Genomic DNA, 20,738 nt, shown 5'->3' on the forward strand with positions numbered 1-20,738 from the left:
GGTGGGCGATCTGGGGTGGATTCAAACAGACCGCGGTCCGAGATGGAAGCCCTTGACGGGGAGACGCAACGCCTGTGCGCGCAGCGCGCGGATCGTGCGCTTCGGTTTCGCCGATGAGGTCAGTCGGGCTGCGCGGCCGCGACGACCAGCCCTGGCTCGAGCGTGACGACACGGTCCACGAGTCCTTCGGGCGCGCCGGTGTGCGCGATGAGCACGACCGTGCGCCCGCCCGCGGCGGCGAGGAGGTCGCGGAGCAGCGCGTCCGCACGATCGGCATCGACGTTGGCCGTGGGTTCATCGAGCACCAGCACGGGGAAATCGGCGAGCATGGCCCGGGCGAGGGCGATGCGCTGGGCTTGCCCGCCCGACACGAGCGCACCGCGTTCGCCCACGCGGGCGCCGAGCCCACCGCGCGCCTCGAGCCAGTCGCGCAGGCCGACCCGGCCCAGCACATCGAGCAGCTCGTCGTCGGTCGCCGTATCGCGCGCGAACAGCAGGTTCTGCCGCACATCCTCATCGAACAGCCACGGACGCTGCTCCACGAGGCCGACCAGCCGCCGTACGTCGCGGGGGTCGAGCGTCGACGCCTCGACGCCGCCGAGACGATAGGAGCCCTCGTAGTCGAGGAAGCGCACGAGCACGTGCGCGAGGGTTGTCTTCCCGGCGCCCGATCCGCCGCGCACGAGCACGCGCTCCCCCGGCGCGAGATCGAGGTCGAGCCCGGCGAGCACGGCGGGCGGCGCCTCGGCGTGCTCGTCGAGCCTCGGCCAGTGGGCACGGATGCCCCGAAGGGTGATCGCGGGTGTCGGGCTCGCGTCCGGCGGGTCCGCCGGCGTCGCGGGCACGCGCGGGATCCCGTCGGGGATCGCGAACGGCACCGCGTGCGCGACGCGCTCCGCGCTCGACCGCGCGAGGCGGAGGGCGCTCGCCGCGAGCGGCAGCGCCGCCGCGACCTCGGCGATCGCCAGCGGCACGAGGCAGAGCACCGCGAACGTCGGTCCGTCGATGCGTCCGGCCTCGAGCAGCGGGGCGGACGCCGCGAGGCTCGCGGCCACGGCGAAGCCGCCGACCGCGGTCATGGCGGCGGATGCCGCGCCCGTCGCCGCGGCCCGGGCCCGCGTCGCACGCGCGAGCCGGGTGCCGATCACCTCGATCGATCGGCGCCCCGCTGCGGCCGCGTCGAAGGCCACGAGCACGTCGAGTGCCTGGACGTGCTCGACGACCGCCGCCTGGAGCTGGCCGCGCAGCGGCGCGAGCGTGCGCTCAGCGCGGACGGCCGCCCACCGTTGCACGAGCAGCGTGCCGCCGACGCCGGCGACGAGGCATCCGAACACCGCCGTTGCCGAGGCCGGCGCGAGCAGCGCGACGCCCGCGACCGAGAGCGCCAGCACGATGAGCGCGCTCACGACCGGCTGCACGACCCGGAGCGGCACGTTCTGCAGCTCGTCGACGTCACCGACGAAGCGCGCGAGCAGGTCGCCGCGCCGGCTCGCGGCGAGCCCGTCCGGCGCGACCGGCAGCATCCTCTCGAATACCCCGGCCCGGATCTCGGCGAGTTGCCGGAAGGACCCGTCGTGGCCCGACAGGCGTTCGAGGTAGCGGAAGACGGCCCGCCCGAGCGCGAACGCCCGAACCCCGACGATGCCGAGCGAGAGATAGAGCACCGGCGGCTGCTCCGCGGCACGCGCGATGAGCCAGGCCGAGCATGCGAGCAGCGCCACGCTCGAGCCGCCAGAGGCGATGCCGGCGAGCACTGCGGGCAGGAGGCGGCAGAACCTCGGAACGGCTCGTCGCAGCATGGCGCGGGTGCGATCAGGCATGCACCGCCGCCAGGTCGTGGATGGCGTCGGCGGACCCGACGAGCACCGAACGATGCGTGGCCACGAGGATGGCACGACCCTCTGCGGCGAGCTCACGCAACCCACGGCCGAGGTCCGCCTCGCGTTCTGGGTCGAGTGCCGAGGTCGGCTCGTCGAGCAGCAGCAGGCGGCCGTCGCGGGCGAGCAGTCGATGGATCGCCCGGGCCGTCGCGACTCGCTGGGCCTGCCCGCCCGAGAGGCCGGCACCGCCGGGACCGAGGCGGTGACCGGGCTCGAGCTCCACGCCTGCAAGGCGCAGCGCCCTCCCGAGGAGCTCGGGCGCGGCCGACTCGTCGCCGAGCCGCACGTTCTCCGCGATCGATCCGGCGAGGAGCGTGGGCGTCTGGCCCGCCCAGGCGATCGCCGACCGGTCGCCGCGCGCGAGCGGCCTCCCGTCGAGGAGGATGTCGCCCTCCGCGGCCTCGAGGCCGAGGATCGCCGCGAACAGGCTCGACTTGCCAGAGCCGCTCTCGCCCGTGACCGCGGTGACCCGGCCGGCCCGCGCCTCGAGGTCGACGCCGTCGAGCACGACGCGGTCGCCGCGCCGCACGCGCGCGTCGACCAGCTGCAGACCGGACCCGTCGCCACGGGTTGCCGGGCCGACCGCGGGCACCGCGCCGGTCTCCGCTCCCGGTGCCGCGGCATCCAGCAGGTCGAACGCGTCGGTCGAGGCCGTCACGCCCGCCGCCGAGGAATGGAAGGCAGCCCCGACGTTCCGCAGTGGCAGGAACACCTCGGGCGCAAGCACCAGGACGAAGAGACCGGGCGCGAGCGTCAGGTCGCCCGAGACGAGTCGTAGGCCGATCGAGACCGCGACGAGCGCGACCGACAGGCTGGCGGCGAACTCGAGCGCGAACCCCGAGAGGAACGTGATGCGCAGCACCTTCATGGTGCGCGAGCGGTACTCGTCGGTGACGGCGCGGATGCGGCCGACCTGTCGCTCGGCACGTCCGAATACCATGAGCGTCGACAGCCCACCGACGACCTCGAGGAAGCCCCTCGAGAGCGTCGCGAGGCTGTCCCACTGTCGGCGCTGCACTGCGCCCGTCGCGAGGCCGATGAGCGCCATGAACACCGGGATGAGCGGCAGCACGATCACGAGCACGAGACCCGAGAGCGGGTCGGCGATCCACGCGGCCGCGATGAGGATCGGCGTGGCGACGACGCTGAGAACGAGCTGCGGCAGGTACATGCCGAAGTAGTCGTCGAGGGCGTCGAGACCCGGCCCGAGGAGCGTCGCGATGCGCGCCGTCTGGAAGCCGGGGACGCCAGTGGGTCGCGCCTCGAGCGCCTCGAGAAGCTCGGCGCGCAGTTCGGCCTTCACGCGCAGTGCGCCCGCGGAGCCGGCGAGGTCCCACAGCCAGGCCGCGATGGCCCGAACGGATGCCGCGACCACGAGCACGACGAGGAGCGACCACGCCTGCGACATCCGCTCGCCGTCGATGAGCCCGACGACGAGCGAGGCGAGCGCCCACGCGAACGCGAGCACGGCGGCGGCCTGCACGAGCGCGAGCGCGCCGCCCGCGAGGAGGAACCAGCGGGCGGCGCGGGAGCGTCGGACGAGTCGCGGATCGAGGGGCTTCACGATCAGTGCGCGGCGACGGCCTCGATCGAGGCCCGGGTGACGCGCTTTCGGAAGATCCAGTACGTCCAGCCCTGGTAGGCCAGTACGAGCGGCATGGAGATCAGCGCCACCCAGCTCATGACCGTGAGCGTGTACCCGGAGCTCGACGCATTCGCGATCGTGAGGCTGTTCGCCGGGTCGTTCGACGCCGGCATCACGTCGGGGAAGAGCGCCGCGAAGAGCGCAGCCACGGTCGTGGCCACCGTGATCGCGAGGAACGTGAACGCCGTTCCCTCGGCGCCGCGCGCGTTCGCGAGCCACGCGCCGATGAGCGAGAGGGCGGCGATCGCGGCGAGGATCCAGAACCAGAGCGTGCCCGACGCGAACCCGGTCCACACGAGGAAGCTGGCGGCCGCGACGATCGTGGCGATGCCCGACCGTGCGGCGAGGCGGCGCGCACGCCCGCGCAGGTCGCCGTCGGTCTTCAACGACACGAACACGACGCCGTGGGTGAAGAACAGCAGGAGCGTCGTAAGGCCGCCGAGCAGCGCGTACGGGTTCAGCAGGTCGAAGAGGGTGCCGGTGTAGTTGTGGTTCTCGTCGAGCGGCACGCCCTGCACGATGTTCGCGAATGCGACGCCCCAGAGGAGCGCCGGCACCGCCGAGCCGACGATGATCATGAGGTCGAATCGGCGCTTCCACTGCGCCTCGGGCCGCTGGTGCCGGTATTCGAAGGAGACCCCGCGCGCGATGAGCGCGAGCAGGATGAGCAGCAACGGCAGGTAGAACCCCGAGAACAGCGTCGCGTACCACTCGGGGAACGCCGCGAAAAGCGACGCCCCCGCCACGATCACCCAGGTCTCGTTGAGGTCCCAGACTGGGCCGATCGTGTTGATGATGACGCGCCGATCGGTGTCGTCGCGACCGAGGAACGGCAGCGACATCCCGACGCCGAAGTCGAAGCCGTCGAGCACGAAGTAGCCGACGAAGAGGAAGGCGACGATCCAGAACCAGAGCACCGACAGATCCATGTGCGTTTCCTCCTAGTACACCGTGGTGGCGGGTTCGACCCGGCCGGTCTCGGGATCGGGCTCGCCGATGTCGGGCGGACCCTTCTTGATCGCGCGGATCACGAGTCGCACCTCGACCACCGCGAGGGCGCCGTACACGAGCGTGAACGCGATGAGCGAGATGAGCACGTCGAGGCCGGTCACGTTCGGCGAGACCGCCGACGCTGTCGGCAGCAGGCTGAAGACGATCCAGGGTTGGCGGCCCATCTCGGTGAAGATCCAGCCGACGCTCATGGCGAGCATCGAGAGCGGGAAGCTCCAGATCGCGACCTTCCACACCCACTGCTGCCGCGGCATCCGGCCCTTGCGGGTGAGCCACAGGCCGACGACCGCAATGAGCACATGCAGGAGCCCGAGGCCGATCATCCAGCGGAACGACCAGTAGGTCACCCAGATGATGGGCGCGTAATCGCCCGGTCCGAACAGCTCGGTGTACTGCGCCTGCAGGTCGTTGATGCCCTCGACGCAGCCGTCGAGCGTGTGGGTGGAGAGGAACGACAGCAGGTACGGCACGCGGATCGAGAACAGCTCGGTGCTGCCGTCGGGCGTGCCGAGCGTGAACAGCGAGAACGAGGCATCAGCGCCGCAGACCGTGTCGTACGTGGCCTCGGCGGCGGCCATCTTCATGGGCTGCGTGGCCACCATTGCGAGGCTCAGCTGGTCGCCGAACAGGGTGGTCAGGATGCCTGCGCCCACCATGGTCCAGAGCCCGAACTTCAGGGCGGGCCGCATGGTGTCGAGATGCTGGTTGCGAGCGAGGTGCCACGCCGCCGCGCTGATGATGAGGCCCGCCGCGACCATGAAGCTCGCCGCGATCGTGTGCGGGAACGCCGCGAGCACGACCCGGTTGGTGAGCACCTCCCAGATGTCGACGAGTTCGGCGCGGCCCTTCTCGGCGCTCAGCTCATAGCCCACCGGATTCTGCATGAACGCGTTCGCGGCGAGGATGAAGTACGCGGACGCGATCGTGCCGACCGTCGTCGCCCAGATGGTAGCCAGGTGGAGTCCACGCGGCAGCTTGTCCCATCCGAAGATCCAGAGCCCGATGAAGGTCGCCTCGAAGAAGAAGGCGAGGAGCCCCTCCATCGCGAGCGGCGCCCCGAAGACGTCGCCGACGAAGCGGGAGTACTCCGACCAGTTCATGCCGAACTGGAACTCCTGCACGATGCCCGTGACGACGCCCATCGCGAAGTTGATGAGGAAGATGGTGCCGAAGAAGCGGGTGATGCGCAGGTACTCGCTCTTGCCGGTGCGGTACCACGCGGTCTGGAAGACCGCCGTGACGGTGGCGAGGCCGATGGTCAGCGGCACGAAAAGGAAATGGTAGACGGTCGTGATGCCGAACTGCCATCTGGCGAGGAGCAACGGGTCGAGCAGTTCGTTCACGGAGGTCCCTTTCACGAGGTGGTGAGGTTCCCGATGATTCTTCTACAGAGCGTAGAACATTCAGGGTCGCGACGGTAGTCTGGTGGCATGGCGAGTCTCGGCGAACTCGAGCGCTCCGTCATGGAGATGCTCTGGACGAACGACGCAGCGCTCACGGCGAACGAGCTGCGCGACACCCTCGCCGTGCGCGACGGCTCCGGCCGCGTGGTGGCGACGACCACCATGCTCACGGTGCTCTCCCGCCTCGAGCGCAAGGGCTTCGTCTCCCGGTCGCGCGTCATGCGTCCGCATCGGTACCGCGCACTCCTCAGCCGCGAGGAGCACACCGCCGAGCTCATGCACGAGGTCCTCGACCAGTCGACCGACCGCGCCGCCGCCCTCGCGCGCTTCGTCGGCACGGTGAGCGAGGGCGAGGCGAACACGCTGCGGCGACTCCTCGACGAGCTCGCGCACCACTGAGCGTGTTCCTCGTCGCCGGCGTCCTCGGCGCCCTCGCGCTCGCGCTGGCCTGGCCGGTGCCGGTACTGCTCTCGCGAGCGGCGTGGCCATCCCGGGCGCCGGCGGTCGCGCTCGCCCTCTGGCAGGCCATCGCGCTGGCGGGCGGCCTGTCGATGATCGGATGCCTCCTCGCGTTCGGTTCGGCGGCCGCCGGCTCGTTTCCCGCCGCCGTCGCCCAGCTCGCACCCGCGCTCCTCGACGGGCCCGTCCCGTCCGCCTTCGGCGCCCTGGAGATCGCGGCGCTCGCGCTCGCGGGCGCCGTCGCGCTCCTGCTGATTCTCAATCTCGCATTCACGGCCGTGCGCGCCGAGCGCGAGCGGCGCAAGCAGCACCAGCTCGTCGACGTGCTGAGCCACCCGTTGCCGGATGACCCGCGCACGCGCGTGCTCGCGCACCCGGCGCTGCTCGCCTACTGCGTCCCCGGCATCCGCACCACCACCGTGCTCACCGACGGCCTCATCGAGGTGCTCGACCGCGACGAGCTCGCCGCCGTCATCGCGCACGAACGCACGCACCTCGGACAGCTGCACCACCTCGTGCGCCTCGCATTCCGCGCTTGGCACAGCGCGATCCCCTGGTTCCCGATCGCGAATCGCGCCGAGCGCTCGGTCGTCACGCTCACCGAGATGCTCGCCGACGACGGCGCCCGCCGCCTCGTCGGAACCGATGCGCTCCGCGGTGCGCTCGAGCGGGTCGGCAACGCCGGCGAGTCGGGATCCTTTCCCGACGCCACGCCCGGCGCGAGCCCCGACGCGGCCATGCTCGCGGCCCGGCTGGTGCGCTTGGAACGCCTCGATCGCCTCGACGCCTCGACGGGTGACCGGGGTGCTGCTCAGGACCTACCCCGCGGACTGCCGGGCCTCGTGCTCGCGACATCCGTCGGGCTCGTCGCCATCTCCCTGACGGGGTACGCCGCCATCCTCGGAATCGTCCCCTAGTCCGAGGTCGCGGCTCGGTGCTGCCGATACGCTCGAACGGTGAACGAGCTCCTCGACGGGATCCTCGACACGGTGCAATCCGTGGACCCGGTCGCACGCACGCTGCTCGCCGGGCTCGGGATCATGCTCGAGACCTCGGCGCTGATCGGTCTCGTCGTGCCCGGCGACACCATCGTGCTCGTCGCCTCCACCGCGGTCGAAGGCGTCGGCCAGTACCTCGCACTCGCGTTCACCGTCATCGCCGGCGCGCTCGTCGGGGAGAGCATCGGCTTCGGGCTGGGGAGATGGTTCGGCCCGCACGTCCAGCACTCGCGGCCCGGCCGCAGACTGGGCGAGGAGAACTGGGCCCGGGCACAGCGCTACCTCGACCGGAGGGGCGGGCCCGCGGTCTTCATCTCGCGGTTCCTGCCGGTGCTGCACTCCCTGATCCCGCTCACCGTCGGGATGAGCACGATGCGGTACCGCAGGTTCATCGCCTGGACGCTGCCCGCGTGCGTCATCTGGGCCTTCGCGTACGTCACCGTCGGGTCGCTCGCGGCCGGCAGCTACCGACAACTCAGCCGAGAGCTGCATTGGGCGGGCTACGTGTTCGTCGCCGTCATCGTGCTGTTCCTCGTCGTGGTGTGGGGCGTCAAGAAGGCCCTGGTCCGTTCCGAGGCCCGGCACATGGCGACGATCGAGGAATCCGCGGTGCCGCCGGTCGGGCCCGACGGCGTGGTGCGCTCGGTGGAGATCGTCCAAATCGACGACGAGAGGCCGGACGCCCAAGCGCCCGACCCCTCGGATCCTCGCCCGAAGCGCTAGAAGAGCGACTTCTCGGCGAGCCAGTCGGCCGCGATCTGGTCGGCCGACTGCTGCTCGTTCACGCTCAACGCGTTGAGCGCGACGAGGTCTTCGGCCGTGAGTGCCGCGCTCACCGTGTTGATGATCTCGGCCATCTCGTCGGTGACCTTCTCGCTCACGAGCGGCACGACGTGCGAGGCGAGGAAGAGCCCCTCGGGGTCCTCGAGCGTCACGAGGTCGTTCGCGGCGATGTTCGGGTCCGCGCTGTAGATGTTGACCATCTGCACCTGGTCGTCGACGAGGGCCTTGAGCGTCAGCGGGCCGCCGCTGTCCTCGATCGGCGTGAACGCCACATCGACGCCGTAGACCGATGCGAGCCCCTCCGGTCCGTACGGCCGCGTGGCGAGCTCGGAGTTGCCGCCGAGAGTGATCGGCGTCGCGACGTCCTTCAGGTCGGCCAGGCTCGTCACGCCGTTCTCCTCGGAGAACGTCTTCGTCACGTTGTACGAGTCCTGGTCGGTCGCGGGCGACTGGTCGAGCACGCGCAGCCCGTCGGGCAACGAGGTCTCGAGCTCGGCGTACACGTCGTCGCTGGTCGTGGCCTCGGTGTCGGGCACGTAGTACTGGAGGAGATTGCCGGTGTACTCGGGGAACACGTCGATCGCACCGTCCTCGATCTCGGGGATGTAGACCTCGCGCTGGCCGATCCGGAACTGGCGATCGACCGTGTAGCCGTTCTCCTCGAGCGCCTGCGCGTAGATCTCGGCGATGATCTCGTTCGAGTAGTAGTCCTGCGAGCCCACGACGATCGTCTCCGAGGAGCCGCCGCCGCCCGATCCGCCGTCCAGCGGATCACCCGATGCACACCCTGCCAGGGCCACTGTCGCCCCGACCGCGACCGCTGCCAGGGCAACGAGCCCGCCTCTTCCTGCTGTGATCATTCCTGATTCCCTTCGATGATGGGTTACCCCACGGCCGCCCGCGGCCGGGCCGGCCGGGAGCGGAGTTCGGTGAAGCGCGTGGCCCGCACGCCGGCGGGCACCACCAGTCGTTGCGTGAGCGCGAACGCGCCGTCGACGACGAGCGCGAGCACGATCACCAGGATGGAACCGCCGAGCATCTCGGCGTAGTCCCGGGTCTTCAGACCCGAGAAGATGAAACGGCCGAGGCCGAAGTCCGCGACATACGCGGCGAGGGTCGCGGTGGCGATGATCTGCAGTGTGGCCGACCGGATTCCGCCGACGATGATCGGCAGGCCGAGCGGGACCTCGACCTTGCCGACGATCTGCCGCTCGTTCATGCCCATCGCCCGCGCCGCGTCGACGATGCGGCGGTCGATGGATTCGATGCCGGCGTACGCGCCGGCGAGGAGCGGCGGGATCGCAAGGATGACGAGGGCGGGGATCGGCGCCCGCAGGCCGATGCCGAGCCAGAGGGCGAACAACGAGAGCACGCCCAGCGTCGGAAGCGCCCGGAGCGCACCCGACACGGTGACGGCCGCCTCGCGGCCGCGCCCGGTGTGCCCGACGAGGACCCCGACGGGCAGCGCGATCGCCGCGGCGATGAGGAGGATGACCGCCGAGATCCACAGATGCTCCCAGAGGCGCTGCGGGATGCCGCCGACGCCCTCCCAGTTCGTCGGGTCGAGGATCCAGGCGATTGCGTCGAGCACGAGGTTCATGCGGCATCCGCCTGCTCGACGGGGCTCGCCGACGAGGACCGGGCCGCCTCCATGCCGGGCCGCGACCACGGCATGACCATGCGGCCGACCGCCACCGTGAGCCCGTCCAGGACGACGGCGAGCACGATCGTCGCGAGGATGCCGGCGATGATCTCCGCCTGGATGCCGCGTTGCAGCCCGTCGGTGAAGAGGCTGCCGAGGCTCTGAACCCCGGTCACCGCGCCGACCGTGGCGAGGCTCACGGTGCTCACGATGACGACGCGCAGTCCCGAGAGCAGCACCGGACCGGCGAGCGGGAGGTGCACGCCCCAGAACCGCCCTGCCGTCGAGTAGCCGACCGCGGTCGCCGACTGGAGCACATCGCGCTCGACGGCGTCGAATGCATCGGCGGCCGTGCGTACGATCACCGCGATGCCGTAGAGGGTCAGGGCGACGACGAGGTTCACGGGCGACGTGGCGCGCTGGCCCGTGAACACGGGCAGCGCGATGAGCAGTGCGAGCGACGGGATGGCGTAGAGGAGCGCGCACAGCGACAGCAGCACGCCACTCGCCCACCGGTATCGGTGGGCGAGCCATCCGATCGGGACCGACACCACGAAGCTCAGTATGATTGCGGGCACCGACAGTGCCAGGTGTACGAGCATGAGCTCGCCGACGCGGTCGAGGTTCGACCAGATCCAGTTCACGACGCCAGGACTCCCGCCGGGCGACCGTCGGCGTCGACGACGAGCCGTTGCCCGTCGACCTCGGTGACGTGCAGGGCCCGCTTGCCGCGCCGCGCGCCCACGAAGTCGGCGACGAAGTCGTCGGCAGGGTTCGCGAGGATCTCCACGGGCGACGCGGCCTGCGAGATCCTGCCGCCCTGCTGCATGATCACGACCTGGTCGCCCAGCAGGAACGCCTCGTCGATGTCGTGCGTCACGAACACGACGGTCTTGCCGAGCTCCTCCTGCAGCCGCAGCAGCTCCTGCTGCAGCTCGGCGCGCACTATCGGGTCGACCGCGCCGAACGGCTCGTCCATGAGCAGGATGTTCGGGTCGACCGCGAGCCCGCGGGCGACGCCGACGCGCTGCTGCTGGCCGCCCGAGAGCTGCGCCGGGTACTTCTCCGCGAGGGAGCGGTCGAGGCCGACGGTGTCGAGGAGCTCGAGGGCGTGCGCCCTCGCCTCCCGCTTGCTGGTCCCGCGCAGGAGCGGCACCGTCGCGACGTTGTCGACGACCTTGCGGTGCGGCAGCAGCCCCGAGTTCTGCATCACGTAGCCGATGCCGCGGCGCAGGGCCACGGGCTCGACCGTCGCGACATCCGTGCCGTCGATCAGGACCTGCCCGGCGGTCGGATCGACCATGCGGTTGATCATGCGCAGGAGGGTCGTCTTGCCGGAGCCCGACGACCCCACGAGCACGGTCGTCTTGTGCGGCGGGATGACGATGTCCACGCCCTCGACCGCGACGGTGCCATCGGGGAACTGCTTGGTGACGCCGCGGAACTCGATCATCTGGCCGCCTCAATCCGGTCTCGGGTGGTCACCTGAACCAACGGCTTCCAGTTGAGCACCATTCCCGGCAGCGGGCAACGCGACCGGGCAGCGGCGCGTCAGGCCGCGTTGCGGGCGCGCACCTCGCCGAGGTGCTCTGCGAGGTAGTCGCGCACGAGGCGCTTCGCCTCGGCGAGATACCGCTCATCGCCCGCGGCATCGCGCTGGAACGCGCGGCTGATGAGCGCGGCCCCCAGCTCGATCGCCACGCCCAGCCGGAACCGCAGTTCGGCGGCGTCCGTGTCGATCTCGAACTCGGCCTCGATCAGCCGCGCCATGCGGTGCGCGAACTCGGGCTCCACGTCGCCCTCGGCCGTTTTGCCTCGACCGGCATGCACCACCGTGAACCCCGGTTCGTCGCGGTAGAAGGCCGCGCACGCGTCGAGGGCGACGTCGACGACGTCCCACCAGGCGGTGACCTCGGTGCGTTCCATCTCGTCGGCCACGCGCTCGCGGTAGCGACGGATCGAGCGCTCGCGGAGCGCGTGCACCACGGCGACGCGATCGGGGAAGTACCGGTACACCGTGCCGATCGACGCACCCGCCCGCTCGGCGACCATCTGCGTCGTCAGGCGCTCGAAGCCCGTCTCGTCGACGATCCCGGCGGCGGCGTCGAGCAGCGCGTCGAGTCGCTGCGTGCTGCGACGCTGCGTCGGCTCCGTGCGCACCGCCCGCTTGCGGCTCGGATCGGCCCCAAGGATCAGGTCGACTTTCGACACGGAACCTCCCTCGTTTGCGGGGTCCACTCTACCCGGAGCATCGCCCGAAGACCGACCATGGCGGGTCCCCCGCGTTTCGCGGGCGGCACACCCCCCATGCCAGACTGAGGGGATGCCGGTGAGCTCCCCCACCCCGGCCGGATCCCGCGAGCGTCTGGTCCGGCATCGAGCCGCACGCCTCGAGGACTGGATCCACGACATCCGCGAGCGCTGGGCCAGACGCCGCGGCCACCTGCCGACCGTGGTGCCCTACACGGGCTACGGATCCACCGAGTGGGTGCGGGTGTTCTGCCGCGTGCTGCTCACCCGGCCCCTCCCGGCCGACGCCTCGAAGCGCCGGCGGCGACGTCGGGAGCAGGGCATCCGCGGCTGGCGGAGCTTCACGAGCGTGCCCGTCGGCGACGTTCCCGTCATCATCGAGATCGGCGACGAGCGCATCGAGGTGCTCGCCGATCGCGGCGGCGTCGTCGACACGAAGATACCCGTCGCGCTCGAACCCGGCTGGCACCAGGTCTCGCTTCGCACCGAGGGCTCGGAGACGGTCGAGGCGCCCGTCTGGATCGTCGGGCCCGACGTGCGCTTCGGCCTCATCTCCGACGTCGACGACACGGTCATGGTCACAGCGCTGCCCCGGCCGTTCGTTGCGTTCTGGAACACGTTCGTACTCGACGAGCACGCCCGCATCCCGACCCCGGGCATGGCAGTGCTCTACGAGCGTCTCGTGCGCACCCACCCGGGGGCGCCCGTCATCTACCTCTCCACGGGTGCCTGGAACGTCGCGCCGACGTTGACGAGGTTCCTCTCGCGGAACCTCTACCCGGCGGGCCCCCTCCTCCTCACCGACTGGGGCCCGACGCACGACCGCTGGTTCCGCAGCGGTCGGGAGCACAAGGAGGAGAACCTCCGTCGCATCGCCGGCGAGTTCCCCGACATCCGCTGGCTCTTGGTCGGCGATGACGGACAGCACGACGAGGAGCTCTACGCGCGGTTCGCGGCCGAGCATCCCGAGCGCGTCGCCGCGGTGGCCATCCGCCGCCTCTCCACGGGCGAGGCGGTGCTCGCCGGCGGACGCACGAAGGGGGAACAGCACGGGGCGAACGTGCCGTGGGTCTCGGCGAGCGACGGCTCGAACCTCGCCGATCAGCTCGCCGACGTCGGCGTGCTCTGAGTCGGCCGTCGGCGTCGCAGGCGCGCCATCCCGCGGTTCACCTGCCTCGCCCACAGCGGGCCCCGGTAGATGAAGGCCGCGTACCCCTGCACGAGCGTCGCCCCGGCCTCGAGCCGTTCCTGCACGTCGGCGGCGGTCTCCACCCCGCCGACCGAGATCACGCACAACTCGGCCGGCACCCGACCGCGGATGAGCCGGAGCACCTCGAGCGAGCGAGCGGCGAGCGGCGGCCCCGAGAGCCCGCCCGCGCCGATGGCCTCCAGGACGGATACGGGCGTACGCAGCCCTTCGCGGGAGATCGTCGTGTTCGTCGCGATGATGCCGTCGAGGCCGAGTCGCACCACGAGATCGCAGATGCGCAGCACCTCGTCGTCGGCGAGGTCGGGCGAGATCTTCACGAGCAGCGGCGTGGTGCCGGCCGCGACGCCCACGGACTCGAGCAGCGGCGCCAGGGCATCGGGCTCCTGCAGGCGCCGCAGGCCGGGGGTGTTCGGCGAGCTCACGTTCACCACGAGGTAGTCCGAGTACGGGGCCAGCACGCTCGCGCAGCGCACGTAATCGGCCACGGCGTCCTCGACGGGCGTCGCGCGATTCTTGCCGATGTTCACGCCGAGCACCGGACGATGCGGCAGGCGTGCGAGCCGCGAGAGGCGTCCGGCCGCGGCATCCGCCCCGCCGTTGTTGAAGCCCATCCGATTGACGAGCGCGCGGTCGGCGACGAGCCGGAAGAGGCGTGGACGCTCGTTGCCGGGCTGGGCCAGCGGCGTGATGGTGCCCACCTCGACGTGCCCGAAGCCGAGCTGCCCGAGCCCGCGCACGGCGAAGCCGTCCTTGTCGAACCCGGCCGCGACGCCGAACGGCGACGGGAAGCGGAGCCCCAGCGCCTCCACCACGAGCGACGGGTCGGGTGCGGTGAAGCGCTCGACGAGCCGGCCGAGGCCGAGGGCCGGCAGCATCCGGATGACGCGGAATGCGAGGTGGTGCGCGGCTTCGGGGTCGAGGCGCGAGAGGACGAGGGAGAAGAGGAGTCGGTACATGCCGCCACTCAGGCTATCGGAGGACGACCGTGCGGCCGTTCGCGCTCACTCGACGGGACGCGCGGGGAGCCGGCCGTGCTCGGCTCGAAGCTGGCCGATCGCCGACTCGAAGTCGTCGAGCGACTCGAAGGCCTGGTAGACGCTCGCGAACCGCAGGTAGGCGACCTCGTCGAGCTCGCGCAGCGGCGGCAGGATCGCGAGGCCGATGTCGTTCGCCTCGATCTGCGACGCGCCTGTCGACCGGATCGTCTCCTCGACCTTCTGCGCGAGCACGGCGAGGTCGGAATCGGTCACCGGTCGCCCCTGACACGCCTTCTTCACGCCGGCGACCACCTTCTCGCGGCTGAACGGTTCGATCACGCCCGAGCGCTTGATCACGACGAGGCTCGCCGTCTCGGTCGTCGAGAACCGCCGGCCGCACTCGGGGCACTGCCGGCGGCGCCGGATCGAGAGGCCGTCGTCGCTCGTACGCGAGTCGATGACACGGGAATCCGGGTGACGGCAGAACGGACAGTGCATGGTGCCTCCAGCCTAGCTGCACGGCCTCGGGCGACGGCGGCGTTCGCCGACGGCGCGTGTCGGGGCGTGCGGCGCGAGGGGCGCGAGGCGTGGGCGCGCGCCGCGTCGGCGCGCACGGGTCAGCGCGCGAACCGCGCCGCGACCGCCTCGCCGTGCGCGGGCAGGTCTTCCGCGGCCGAGAGCGCGGCGATCGCGGGCGCCACCTCGCGGAGCGCGTCGGCGTCGTAGCGCACCACCTGCTGCGGTCTCAGGAACGTCGCCGCGGACAGGCCGGCCGCGTAGCGGGCCTGGCCGCCCGTCGGCAGCACGTGATTCGACCCTGCGGCGTAGTCGCCGAGACTCACGGGCGAGTGGTCCCCCACGAAGATCGCGCCGGCGTTCTCGATGCGGGCGAGGGCGGCGTCGGCGTGGCGCACCTGGATCTCGAGGTGCTCGGGGCCGAACGCGTTCGCGAAGTCGGTCGCCTGGTCGAGGTCGTCGACGAGCACGAGGGCCGACTGCGCACCCTCCATGGCCGTGCGAACGCGCGTCGAGTGCTTCGTCGCCGCGACCCGCGCCTCGAGCCGTTCGATGACGCGGGCGGCGAACCCGGGGGCGTCGGTGACGAGCACGGCCGCCGCGAGCTCATCGTGCTCGGCCTGGCTCACGAGGTCGGCGGCCACGAAGTCGGCGTCGGCCGAGTCGTCGGCGATCACGAGGATGTCGGTGGGGCCCGCCTCGGCGTCGATGCCCGTGACGCCCTGGACGAGCCGCTTGGCGGCGGCGACGAAGACGTTGCCGGGCCCGGTGACACGCTGCACGGGCTCGAGTCCGATGCCGGGCACGCCGTAGGCGAAGGCGCCGATCGCGCCGGCACCGCCCATGGCGTACACCTCGGTGACGCCGAGGAGCGCAGCCACCCCCGCGACGACGGGGTGCACGCGCCCGCCGAACGCCTCCTGCGGCGGCGACGCGAGCGCGATGGAGCCCACTCCCGCTACCTGTGCGGGCACGACGTTCATGACCACGCTCGACGGGTACACGGCCTTGCCGCCCGGCACGTACAGGCCGACGCGGCCGACCGGCTGCCAGCGCTGCTCGACGACGGCGCCGTTCGCGAGCTCGGTGCGCCGCGGTGCCGGCACCTGGGCGCGGCTCGCTGCCCGCACGCGCTCGATGGTCGCCTCGATGGCCGAGCGGATGTGGGGCTCGAGCGCCTCGAGTGCGGCGGCGAGCTCCTCGGGCGGCACCCGCACAGCCGCGGGCCGCGCGCGATCGAACCGCTCGGCCTGGTCGACGAGTGCCGCCTCGCCGCGGTCGCGAACGTCGTCGATGAGGGCCCGCGCCCCGTCGAGGGCGGCCGTCACGTCGGTGGCGGCACGCGGCACGAGGGCGAGCAGTTCGGAGGCAGACGGACGGGTTCCGCGGAGGTCGATGGTACGCAGCATGGCCCTGTCAGCCTACCGGCGGCGGCTGAGCGCGACCTCGGGGCGCGTCACACCAGGCAGTTCGGACCGAGCAGGCTCTTGAGCTCGCCGTAGAGGTCGGCGGTGACCCGCACCGGGTACGGGAGCTCGAACACGCGCGCGGTGCGTCCCTTGAGCAGCCTGAGCCGCACCTCCGTGTCACCCCGGTGGCGGATGAGCACGTCGCCGAGCGCCGCGATCGTGTCGGTCGTGGCGCGGACGTCGGGCAGCGAGATGACCACGGGTCCCGACTCGTCGCCCTGACCGAGCTCGGGCGAGAACACGCTGTGGGCATGCAGGTTCATGCCGTCGTCGCGCAGGCTGACCCTGCCGCGGACGACGACGACGGAGTCGCCCTTCAGGCCCGGCGCGAACTCCTGGTAGGCCTTGCCCATGAACATCACGGTGATCTCGCCCGAGAAGTCCTCGACCTGGATCATGCCGTACTGGTTGCCGCTCTGGCGCGCGACGCGGTGCTGCACGCTGGTGACGAGGCCGGCGATCGTGACGGTGTCGCCGTCCTGCGTGGCATCCGAGCTCACGAGCTCGGTGATCGTCGTCGAGGCGTGCTTGGCAAGCGGCGCCTCGAGGCCCGCCAGCGGGTGGTCGGACACGTACAGGCCGAGCATCTCGCGCTCGAACGCGAGCTTGTCGCGCTTGGCCCACTCCGGTCGGTCGGGCACGAGCGACGGCACCGATTCCCGCTCGTGGTCCTCGAACAGGCTGTCGAAGTCGAATCCGATGTCGCCGACCTCCTCGGCGCGCTTCTCCTTCACCACCGACTCGACGGCGCCCTCATGGATCTCGACGAGCGCACGCCGGGTGTGCCCGAGCGAGTCGAACGCGCCCGCCTTGACGAGTGACTCGACCGTGCGCTTGTTCGCGACCTGCACCGGCACCTTCTTCAGGAAGTCGTGGAACGACTCGAATCGGCCCTTCTCCTCGCGGGCGGCCCGGATCGCGTCGACGACGTTGAAGCCGACGTTGCGCACCGCACCGAGCCCGAACCGGATGTCGTCGCCGACCGCGGCGAAGAAGCCGATCGACTCGTTCACGTCGGGTGGCAGCACCTTGATGCCCATGCGCCGGCACTCGTTGAGGTAGAGCGCGAGCTTGTCGCGCGCATCGCCGACGCTCGTGAGGAGCGCGGCCATGTACTCCGCCGGGAAGTGCGCCTTCAAGTACGCCGTCCAGTAGCTCAGCACGCCGTAGGCGGCCGAGTGGGCCTTGTTGAAGGCGTAGTCGGAGAACGGCAGCAGGATGTCCCACAGCGTCTTGACCGCGGCATCCGAGTAGCCGTTGGCCTTCATGCCGTTCGAGAAGCCCTCGTACTGCTTGTCGAGCTCGGACTTCTTCTTCTTGCCCATCGCCCGGCGCAGGATGTCGGCCTGTCCGAGCGAGAACCCGGCGACGCGCTGGGCGATCGCCATGACCTGCTCCTGGTAGATGATCAGGCCGTAGCTGGTGTCGAGGATGTCCCTCAGCGGGTCCTCGAGCTCGGGATGGATGGGCGTGATCGGCTGGAGCCCGTTCTTGCGCAGCGCGTAGTTGATGTGCGAGTTCGCGCCCATGGGCCCGGGGCGGTAGAGCGCGATGACCGCCGAGATGTCCTCGAAGTTGTCGGGCTTCATCTGCCGGAGGAGCGAACGCATGGGCCCGCCGTCGAGCTGGAAGACGCCGAGGGTGTCGCCTCGCGAGAGCAGCGCGTACGCCTCGGGGTCGTCGAGCGGCAGGTCTTCGAGCACGGGCCGGAAACCGCGGTTCGCCTCGATGTTGTCGAGCGCGTCGTCGATGATGGTGAGGTTGCGAAGCCCCAGGAAGTCCATCTTGATGAGGCCGAGCGACTCGCACGCGGGATAGTCGAACTGCGTGACGATCTGGCCGTCCTGCTCCCGCTTCATGATCGGGATGATGTCGATGAGCGGGTCGCTCGACATGATGACGCCCGCGGCATGCACGCCCCACTGGCGCTTCAGGTTCTCGAGCCCGAGCGCCGTCTCGAAGACCGTCTTGGCCTCGGGGTCGGTCTCGATGATGGCCCGGATGTCGCCGGCCTCCTTGTACCGCGGATGCTTCGGGTCGACGATGCCCGAGAGCGGGATGTCCTTGCCCATGATCGCCGGCGGCATGGCCTTGGTGAGCTTCTCCCCCATGCCGAACGGGAAGCCGAGCACGCGGCTCGAGTCCTTCAGGGCCTGCTTGGCCTTGATGGTGCCGTACGTCACGATCTGGGCGACGCGCTCGTCGCCGTACTTCTCGGTGACGTACTTGATGACCTCGCCGCGGCGGCGCTCGTCGAAGTCCACGTCGAAGTCGGGCATCGACACGCGATCGGGGTTCAGGAACCGCTCGAAGATGAGCCCGTGCTGCAGCGGGTCCAGGTCGGTGATGCGCATGGCGTACGCCGCCATCGAGCCGGCGCCGGAGCCGCGGCCCGGGCCGACGCGGATGCCGTTGTTCTTCGACCAGTTGATGAAGTCGGCGACGACGAGGAAGTAGCCGGGAAATCCCATCTGCGAGATGACCCCCACCTCGTAGTCGGCCTGCCGGCGCACCTCGGCGGGGACGCCGTTCGGGTACCGCACGTGCAGGCCCCGCTCGACCTCCTTCACGAACCAGCTCTCCTCGCTCTCGCCCGCTGGCACGGGGAAGCGCGGCATGAAGTTGGCGCTCGTGTTGAACTGCACGTTCGCCCGCTCGGCGATGAGGAGCGTGTTGTCGCACGCCTCGGGGTGGTCGCGGAAGACGTGCCGCATCTCGGCAGCGGTCTTCAGGTAGAAGTCGTCCGCGTCGAACTTGAATCGGTTCGGGTCGTCGAGCGTGGATCCCGACTGCACGCAGAGCAGCGCCGCGTGGCTCTTCGCGTCGTGCGCGTGCGTGTAGTGCAGGTCGTTCGTCGCGACGAGCGGCAGGTCGAGCTGCTTCGCGAGCCGCAGCAGGTCGTCCATGATGCGCCGCTCGATGGCGAGCCCGTGGTCCATGATCTCGGCGAAGTAGTTCTCGCGGCCGAAGAGGTCCCGGTAGTCGGATGCCGCCTTCAGCGCCTCGTCGTACTGGCCGAGGCGAAGCCGAGTCTGCACCTCGCCCGACGGGCAACCTGTGGTCGCGATGAGGCCCGTCGCATACGTCTGCAGCAGCTCGCGGTCCATGCGCGGCTTGAAGTAGTAGCCCTCGATCGACGCGCGGCTGGAGAGGCGGAACAGGTTGTGCATGCCCTCGGTGGTCTCGGCGAGCAGCGTCATGTGCGTGTATGCGCCGGAGCCCGACACGTCGTCGCCGCCGCCGTTGCCCCAGCGCACGCGCGTCTTGTCGCTGCGGTGGGTGCCCGGGGTGACGTAGGCCTCGGTGCCGATGATGGGCTTGATCCCGGCATCCGTCGCCTGCTTCCAGAAGTCGTAGGCGCCGAACACGTTGCCGTGGTCGGTGACCGCGACGGCGGGCATGCCCTCGTCCTTGGCCTTCTGGATGAGCTCCCCGATCCTGGCCGCGCCGTCGAGCATCGAGTACTCGCTGTGCACGTGCAGGTGCACGAAGGAATCGGCGGCCACTGCGCTCCTCTTCGGTGTTGCTGCGAGCTGGGCGGGGGCCTCCCAGTCTAGGGTCGACCACCCACCTTCAATCCTGCCGCAGGACCTCGAGCGCGTGGGCGAGGTCGGCCGGATAGTCCGATTCGAACCTCGTCCACTCCCCCGTGGCCGGGTGCGCGAACGACAGCCGGTACGCGTGCAGCCACTGCCGTGCAAGGCCCAGCCGGGCCGAGAGCGTCGGGTCGGCGCCGTACATGGAGTCGCCCACGCACGGATGCCGCTGCGCGGCCATGTGCACGCGGATCTGGTGCGTGCGGCCGGTCTCGAGGTGCACCTCGAGCAGCGATGCGTGCGGGAACGCCTCGATCGTCTCGTAATGCGTCACGGCGTGCTTACCGCCCGCCACCACGGCGAACTTCCACTCCGAGCGCGGGTGGCGGCCGACCGGCGCGTCGATCGTGCCCGCGAGCGGGTCGGGATGGCCCTGCACCACGGTGTGGTAGATCTTCTCGACCTCGCGGTCGTGGAACTGGCGCTTCAGGTCGGTGTAGGCGCGCTCGGACTTCGCGACCACCATGAGGCCGCTCGTGCCCTGGTCGAGCCGGTGCACGACCCCCTGCCGCTCGGGCGCGCCCGACGTGGAGATGCGGTACCCGGCGGCGACCAGTGCGCCGACCACGGTGGGGCCCTCCCAGCCGAGCGACGGATGCGCCGCCACGCCGGCGGGCTTGTCGACCACCACGAAGTGGTCGTCGTCGTACACGATGCCGAGGTCGGGCACGGGGATCGCCTCAACCTCGAGGGTGCGCGGCGGCTCCCAGCTCACGTCGAGCCAGGCGCCGCCCCGGAGGCGGTCGGACTTGTCCACAGGCGCCCCGTCGAGCGAAGCGCCGCCGGCCGCGGCGATGTCGGCCGCCTGCGTGCGGGAGAAGCCCAGGAGCTTCGCGAGGCCCTGGTCGACACGCACGCCGTCGAGCCCGTCGGGCACGGGAAAGGAACGATGCTCCATG

The 20,738-nt window shown here is 70.8% G+C and carries 18 protein-coding genes; 4 read left to right on the forward strand and 14 right to left on the reverse strand.

Annotated features, from left to right (window positions below):
• Positions 1-119: 119 nt before the first annotated feature.
• From cydC to IEX31_RS01735, 4 genes are read right to left on the reverse strand one after another with little or no spacing between them, the layout of a single operon-like run.
• A complete protein-coding gene (gene cydC / locus IEX31_RS01720; RefSeq protein WP_188741691.1) occupies positions 120-1,820 on the reverse strand; it encodes a thiol reductant ABC exporter subunit CydC in 1,701 nt (566 codons plus the stop codon).
• Positions 1,813-3,444 carry a thiol reductant ABC exporter subunit CydD gene (gene cydD / locus IEX31_RS01725; RefSeq protein WP_188741692.1) on the reverse strand — a complete coding sequence of 544 codons (1,632 nt, stop codon included), beginning with the start codon at positions 3,442-3,444 and terminating at the stop codon, positions 1,813-1,815. Before cydD ends, cydC begins: the two co-directional genes overlap by 8 nt.
• Before the next feature lie 2 nt (positions 3,445-3,446).
• Complete coding sequence (cydB, locus tag IEX31_RS01730) at positions 3,447-4,454, reverse strand: cytochrome d ubiquinol oxidase subunit II (RefSeq protein WP_188741693.1); 1,008 nt, start codon at positions 4,452-4,454, stop codon at positions 3,447-3,449.
• A 12-nt stretch (positions 4,455-4,466) separates the two neighbouring features.
• Positions 4,467-5,879 carry a cytochrome ubiquinol oxidase subunit I gene (locus IEX31_RS01735; protein WP_188741694.1) on the reverse strand — a complete coding sequence of 471 codons (1,413 nt, stop codon included), beginning with the start codon at positions 5,877-5,879 and terminating at the stop codon, positions 4,467-4,469.
• Positions 5,880-5,966: 87 nt separating this feature from the next.
• Between IEX31_RS01735 and IEX31_RS01740 the strand changes: the two genes are divergently transcribed.
• From IEX31_RS01740 to IEX31_RS01750, 3 genes are read left to right on the forward strand one after another with little or no spacing between them, the layout of a single operon-like run.
• Positions 5,967-6,338, forward strand: a complete 372-nt coding sequence (locus tag IEX31_RS01740) for a BlaI/MecI/CopY family transcriptional regulator (protein WP_188741695.1) — start codon at positions 5,967-5,969, stop codon at positions 6,336-6,338.
• Positions 6,339-6,340: 2 nt separating this feature from the next.
• Positions 6,341-7,315, forward strand: coding sequence for a M56 family metallopeptidase (locus tag IEX31_RS01745; protein ID WP_188741696.1), 975 nt, complete (start codon positions 6,341-6,343; stop codon positions 7,313-7,315).
• A gap of 39 nt (positions 7,316-7,354) precedes the next feature.
• Positions 7,355-8,119 carry a DedA family protein gene (locus tag IEX31_RS01750; RefSeq protein WP_188741697.1) on the forward strand — a complete coding sequence of 255 codons (765 nt, stop codon included), beginning with the start codon at positions 7,355-7,357 and terminating at the stop codon, positions 8,117-8,119.
• On the opposite strand, the gene IEX31_RS01755 is transcribed toward IEX31_RS01750, so the two are convergent.
• The 5 genes from IEX31_RS01755 to IEX31_RS01775 all read right to left on the reverse strand — a co-directional run bounded on the left by IEX31_RS01755 (position 8,116) and on the right by IEX31_RS01775 (position 12,032).
• Entirely contained in the window at positions 8,116-9,039 is a 924-nt protein-coding gene (locus IEX31_RS01755) for an ABC transporter substrate-binding protein (protein ID WP_188741698.1), read from the reverse strand. The two genes, IEX31_RS01750 and IEX31_RS01755, sit on opposite strands and share 4 nt — an antisense overlap.
• A gap of 23 nt (positions 9,040-9,062) precedes the next feature.
• Positions 9,063-9,779: an ABC transporter permease gene (locus IEX31_RS01760; RefSeq protein WP_188741699.1), complete on the reverse strand. Its 717-nt coding sequence runs from the start codon at positions 9,777-9,779 to the stop codon at positions 9,063-9,065.
• Positions 9,776-10,465 carry an ABC transporter permease gene (locus tag IEX31_RS01765; RefSeq protein ID WP_188741700.1) on the reverse strand — a complete coding sequence of 230 codons (690 nt, stop codon included), beginning with the start codon at positions 10,463-10,465 and terminating at the stop codon, positions 9,776-9,778. Before IEX31_RS01765 ends, IEX31_RS01760 begins: the two co-directional genes overlap by 4 nt.
• Positions 10,462-11,274: an ABC transporter ATP-binding protein gene (locus IEX31_RS01770; RefSeq protein ID WP_188741701.1), complete on the reverse strand. Its 813-nt coding sequence runs from the start codon at positions 11,272-11,274 to the stop codon at positions 10,462-10,464. The genes IEX31_RS01765 and IEX31_RS01770 overlap by 4 nt, the downstream gene beginning before the upstream one ends.
• 98 nt (positions 11,275-11,372) lie before the next feature.
• The gene (locus IEX31_RS01775) at positions 11,373-12,032 is read right to left on the reverse strand and encodes a TetR/AcrR family transcriptional regulator (RefSeq protein ID WP_229662022.1); all 660 of its coding nucleotides are present in this window, start codon (positions 12,030-12,032) and stop codon (positions 11,373-11,375) included.
• A 112-nt stretch (positions 12,033-12,144) separates the two neighbouring features.
• On the opposite strand from IEX31_RS01775, the gene IEX31_RS01780 reads away from it, so the two are divergent.
• Positions 12,145-13,200: an App1 family protein phosphatidate phosphatase gene (locus tag IEX31_RS01780; protein ID WP_188741703.1), complete on the forward strand. Its 1,056-nt coding sequence runs from the start codon at positions 12,145-12,147 to the stop codon at positions 13,198-13,200.
• Here IEX31_RS01780 and IEX31_RS01785 read toward each other — a convergent pair.
• The 5 genes from IEX31_RS01785 to IEX31_RS01805 form a co-directional block, all read right to left on the reverse strand.
• On the reverse strand, positions 13,173-14,237 hold the full coding sequence (locus IEX31_RS01785) for a quinone-dependent dihydroorotate dehydrogenase (protein ID WP_188741704.1): 1,065 nt from the start codon (positions 14,235-14,237) through the stop codon (positions 13,173-13,175). The genes IEX31_RS01780 and IEX31_RS01785 overlap by 28 nt on opposite strands.
• A 45-nt stretch (positions 14,238-14,282) precedes the next feature.
• On the reverse strand, positions 14,283-14,756 hold the full coding sequence (gene nrdR, locus IEX31_RS01790) for a transcriptional regulator NrdR (protein ID WP_188741705.1): 474 nt from the start codon (positions 14,754-14,756) through the stop codon (positions 14,283-14,285).
• Positions 14,757-14,875: 119 nt separating this feature from the next.
• Positions 14,876-16,183, reverse strand: a complete 1,308-nt coding sequence (gene hisD / locus IEX31_RS01795; RefSeq protein ID WP_188741706.1) for a histidinol dehydrogenase — start codon at positions 16,181-16,183, stop codon at positions 14,876-14,878.
• A gap of 47 nt (positions 16,184-16,230) precedes the next feature.
• On the reverse strand, positions 16,231-19,701 hold the full coding sequence (gene dnaE, locus IEX31_RS01800) for a DNA polymerase III subunit alpha (RefSeq protein ID WP_229662050.1): 3,471 nt from the start codon (positions 19,699-19,701) through the stop codon (positions 16,231-16,233).
• A 115-nt stretch (positions 19,702-19,816) separates the two neighbouring features.
• On the reverse strand, positions 19,817-20,737 hold the full coding sequence (locus IEX31_RS01805) for an RluA family pseudouridine synthase (protein WP_188741708.1): 921 nt from the start codon (positions 20,735-20,737) through the stop codon (positions 19,817-19,819).
• Position 20,738: the final 1 nt, after the last annotated feature.

The sequence above is a fragment of the Agromyces bauzanensis genome, from assembly GCF_014645655.1.
Classification (GTDB): domain Bacteria; phylum Actinomycetota; class Actinomycetes; order Actinomycetales; family Microbacteriaceae; genus Agromyces; species Agromyces bauzanensis.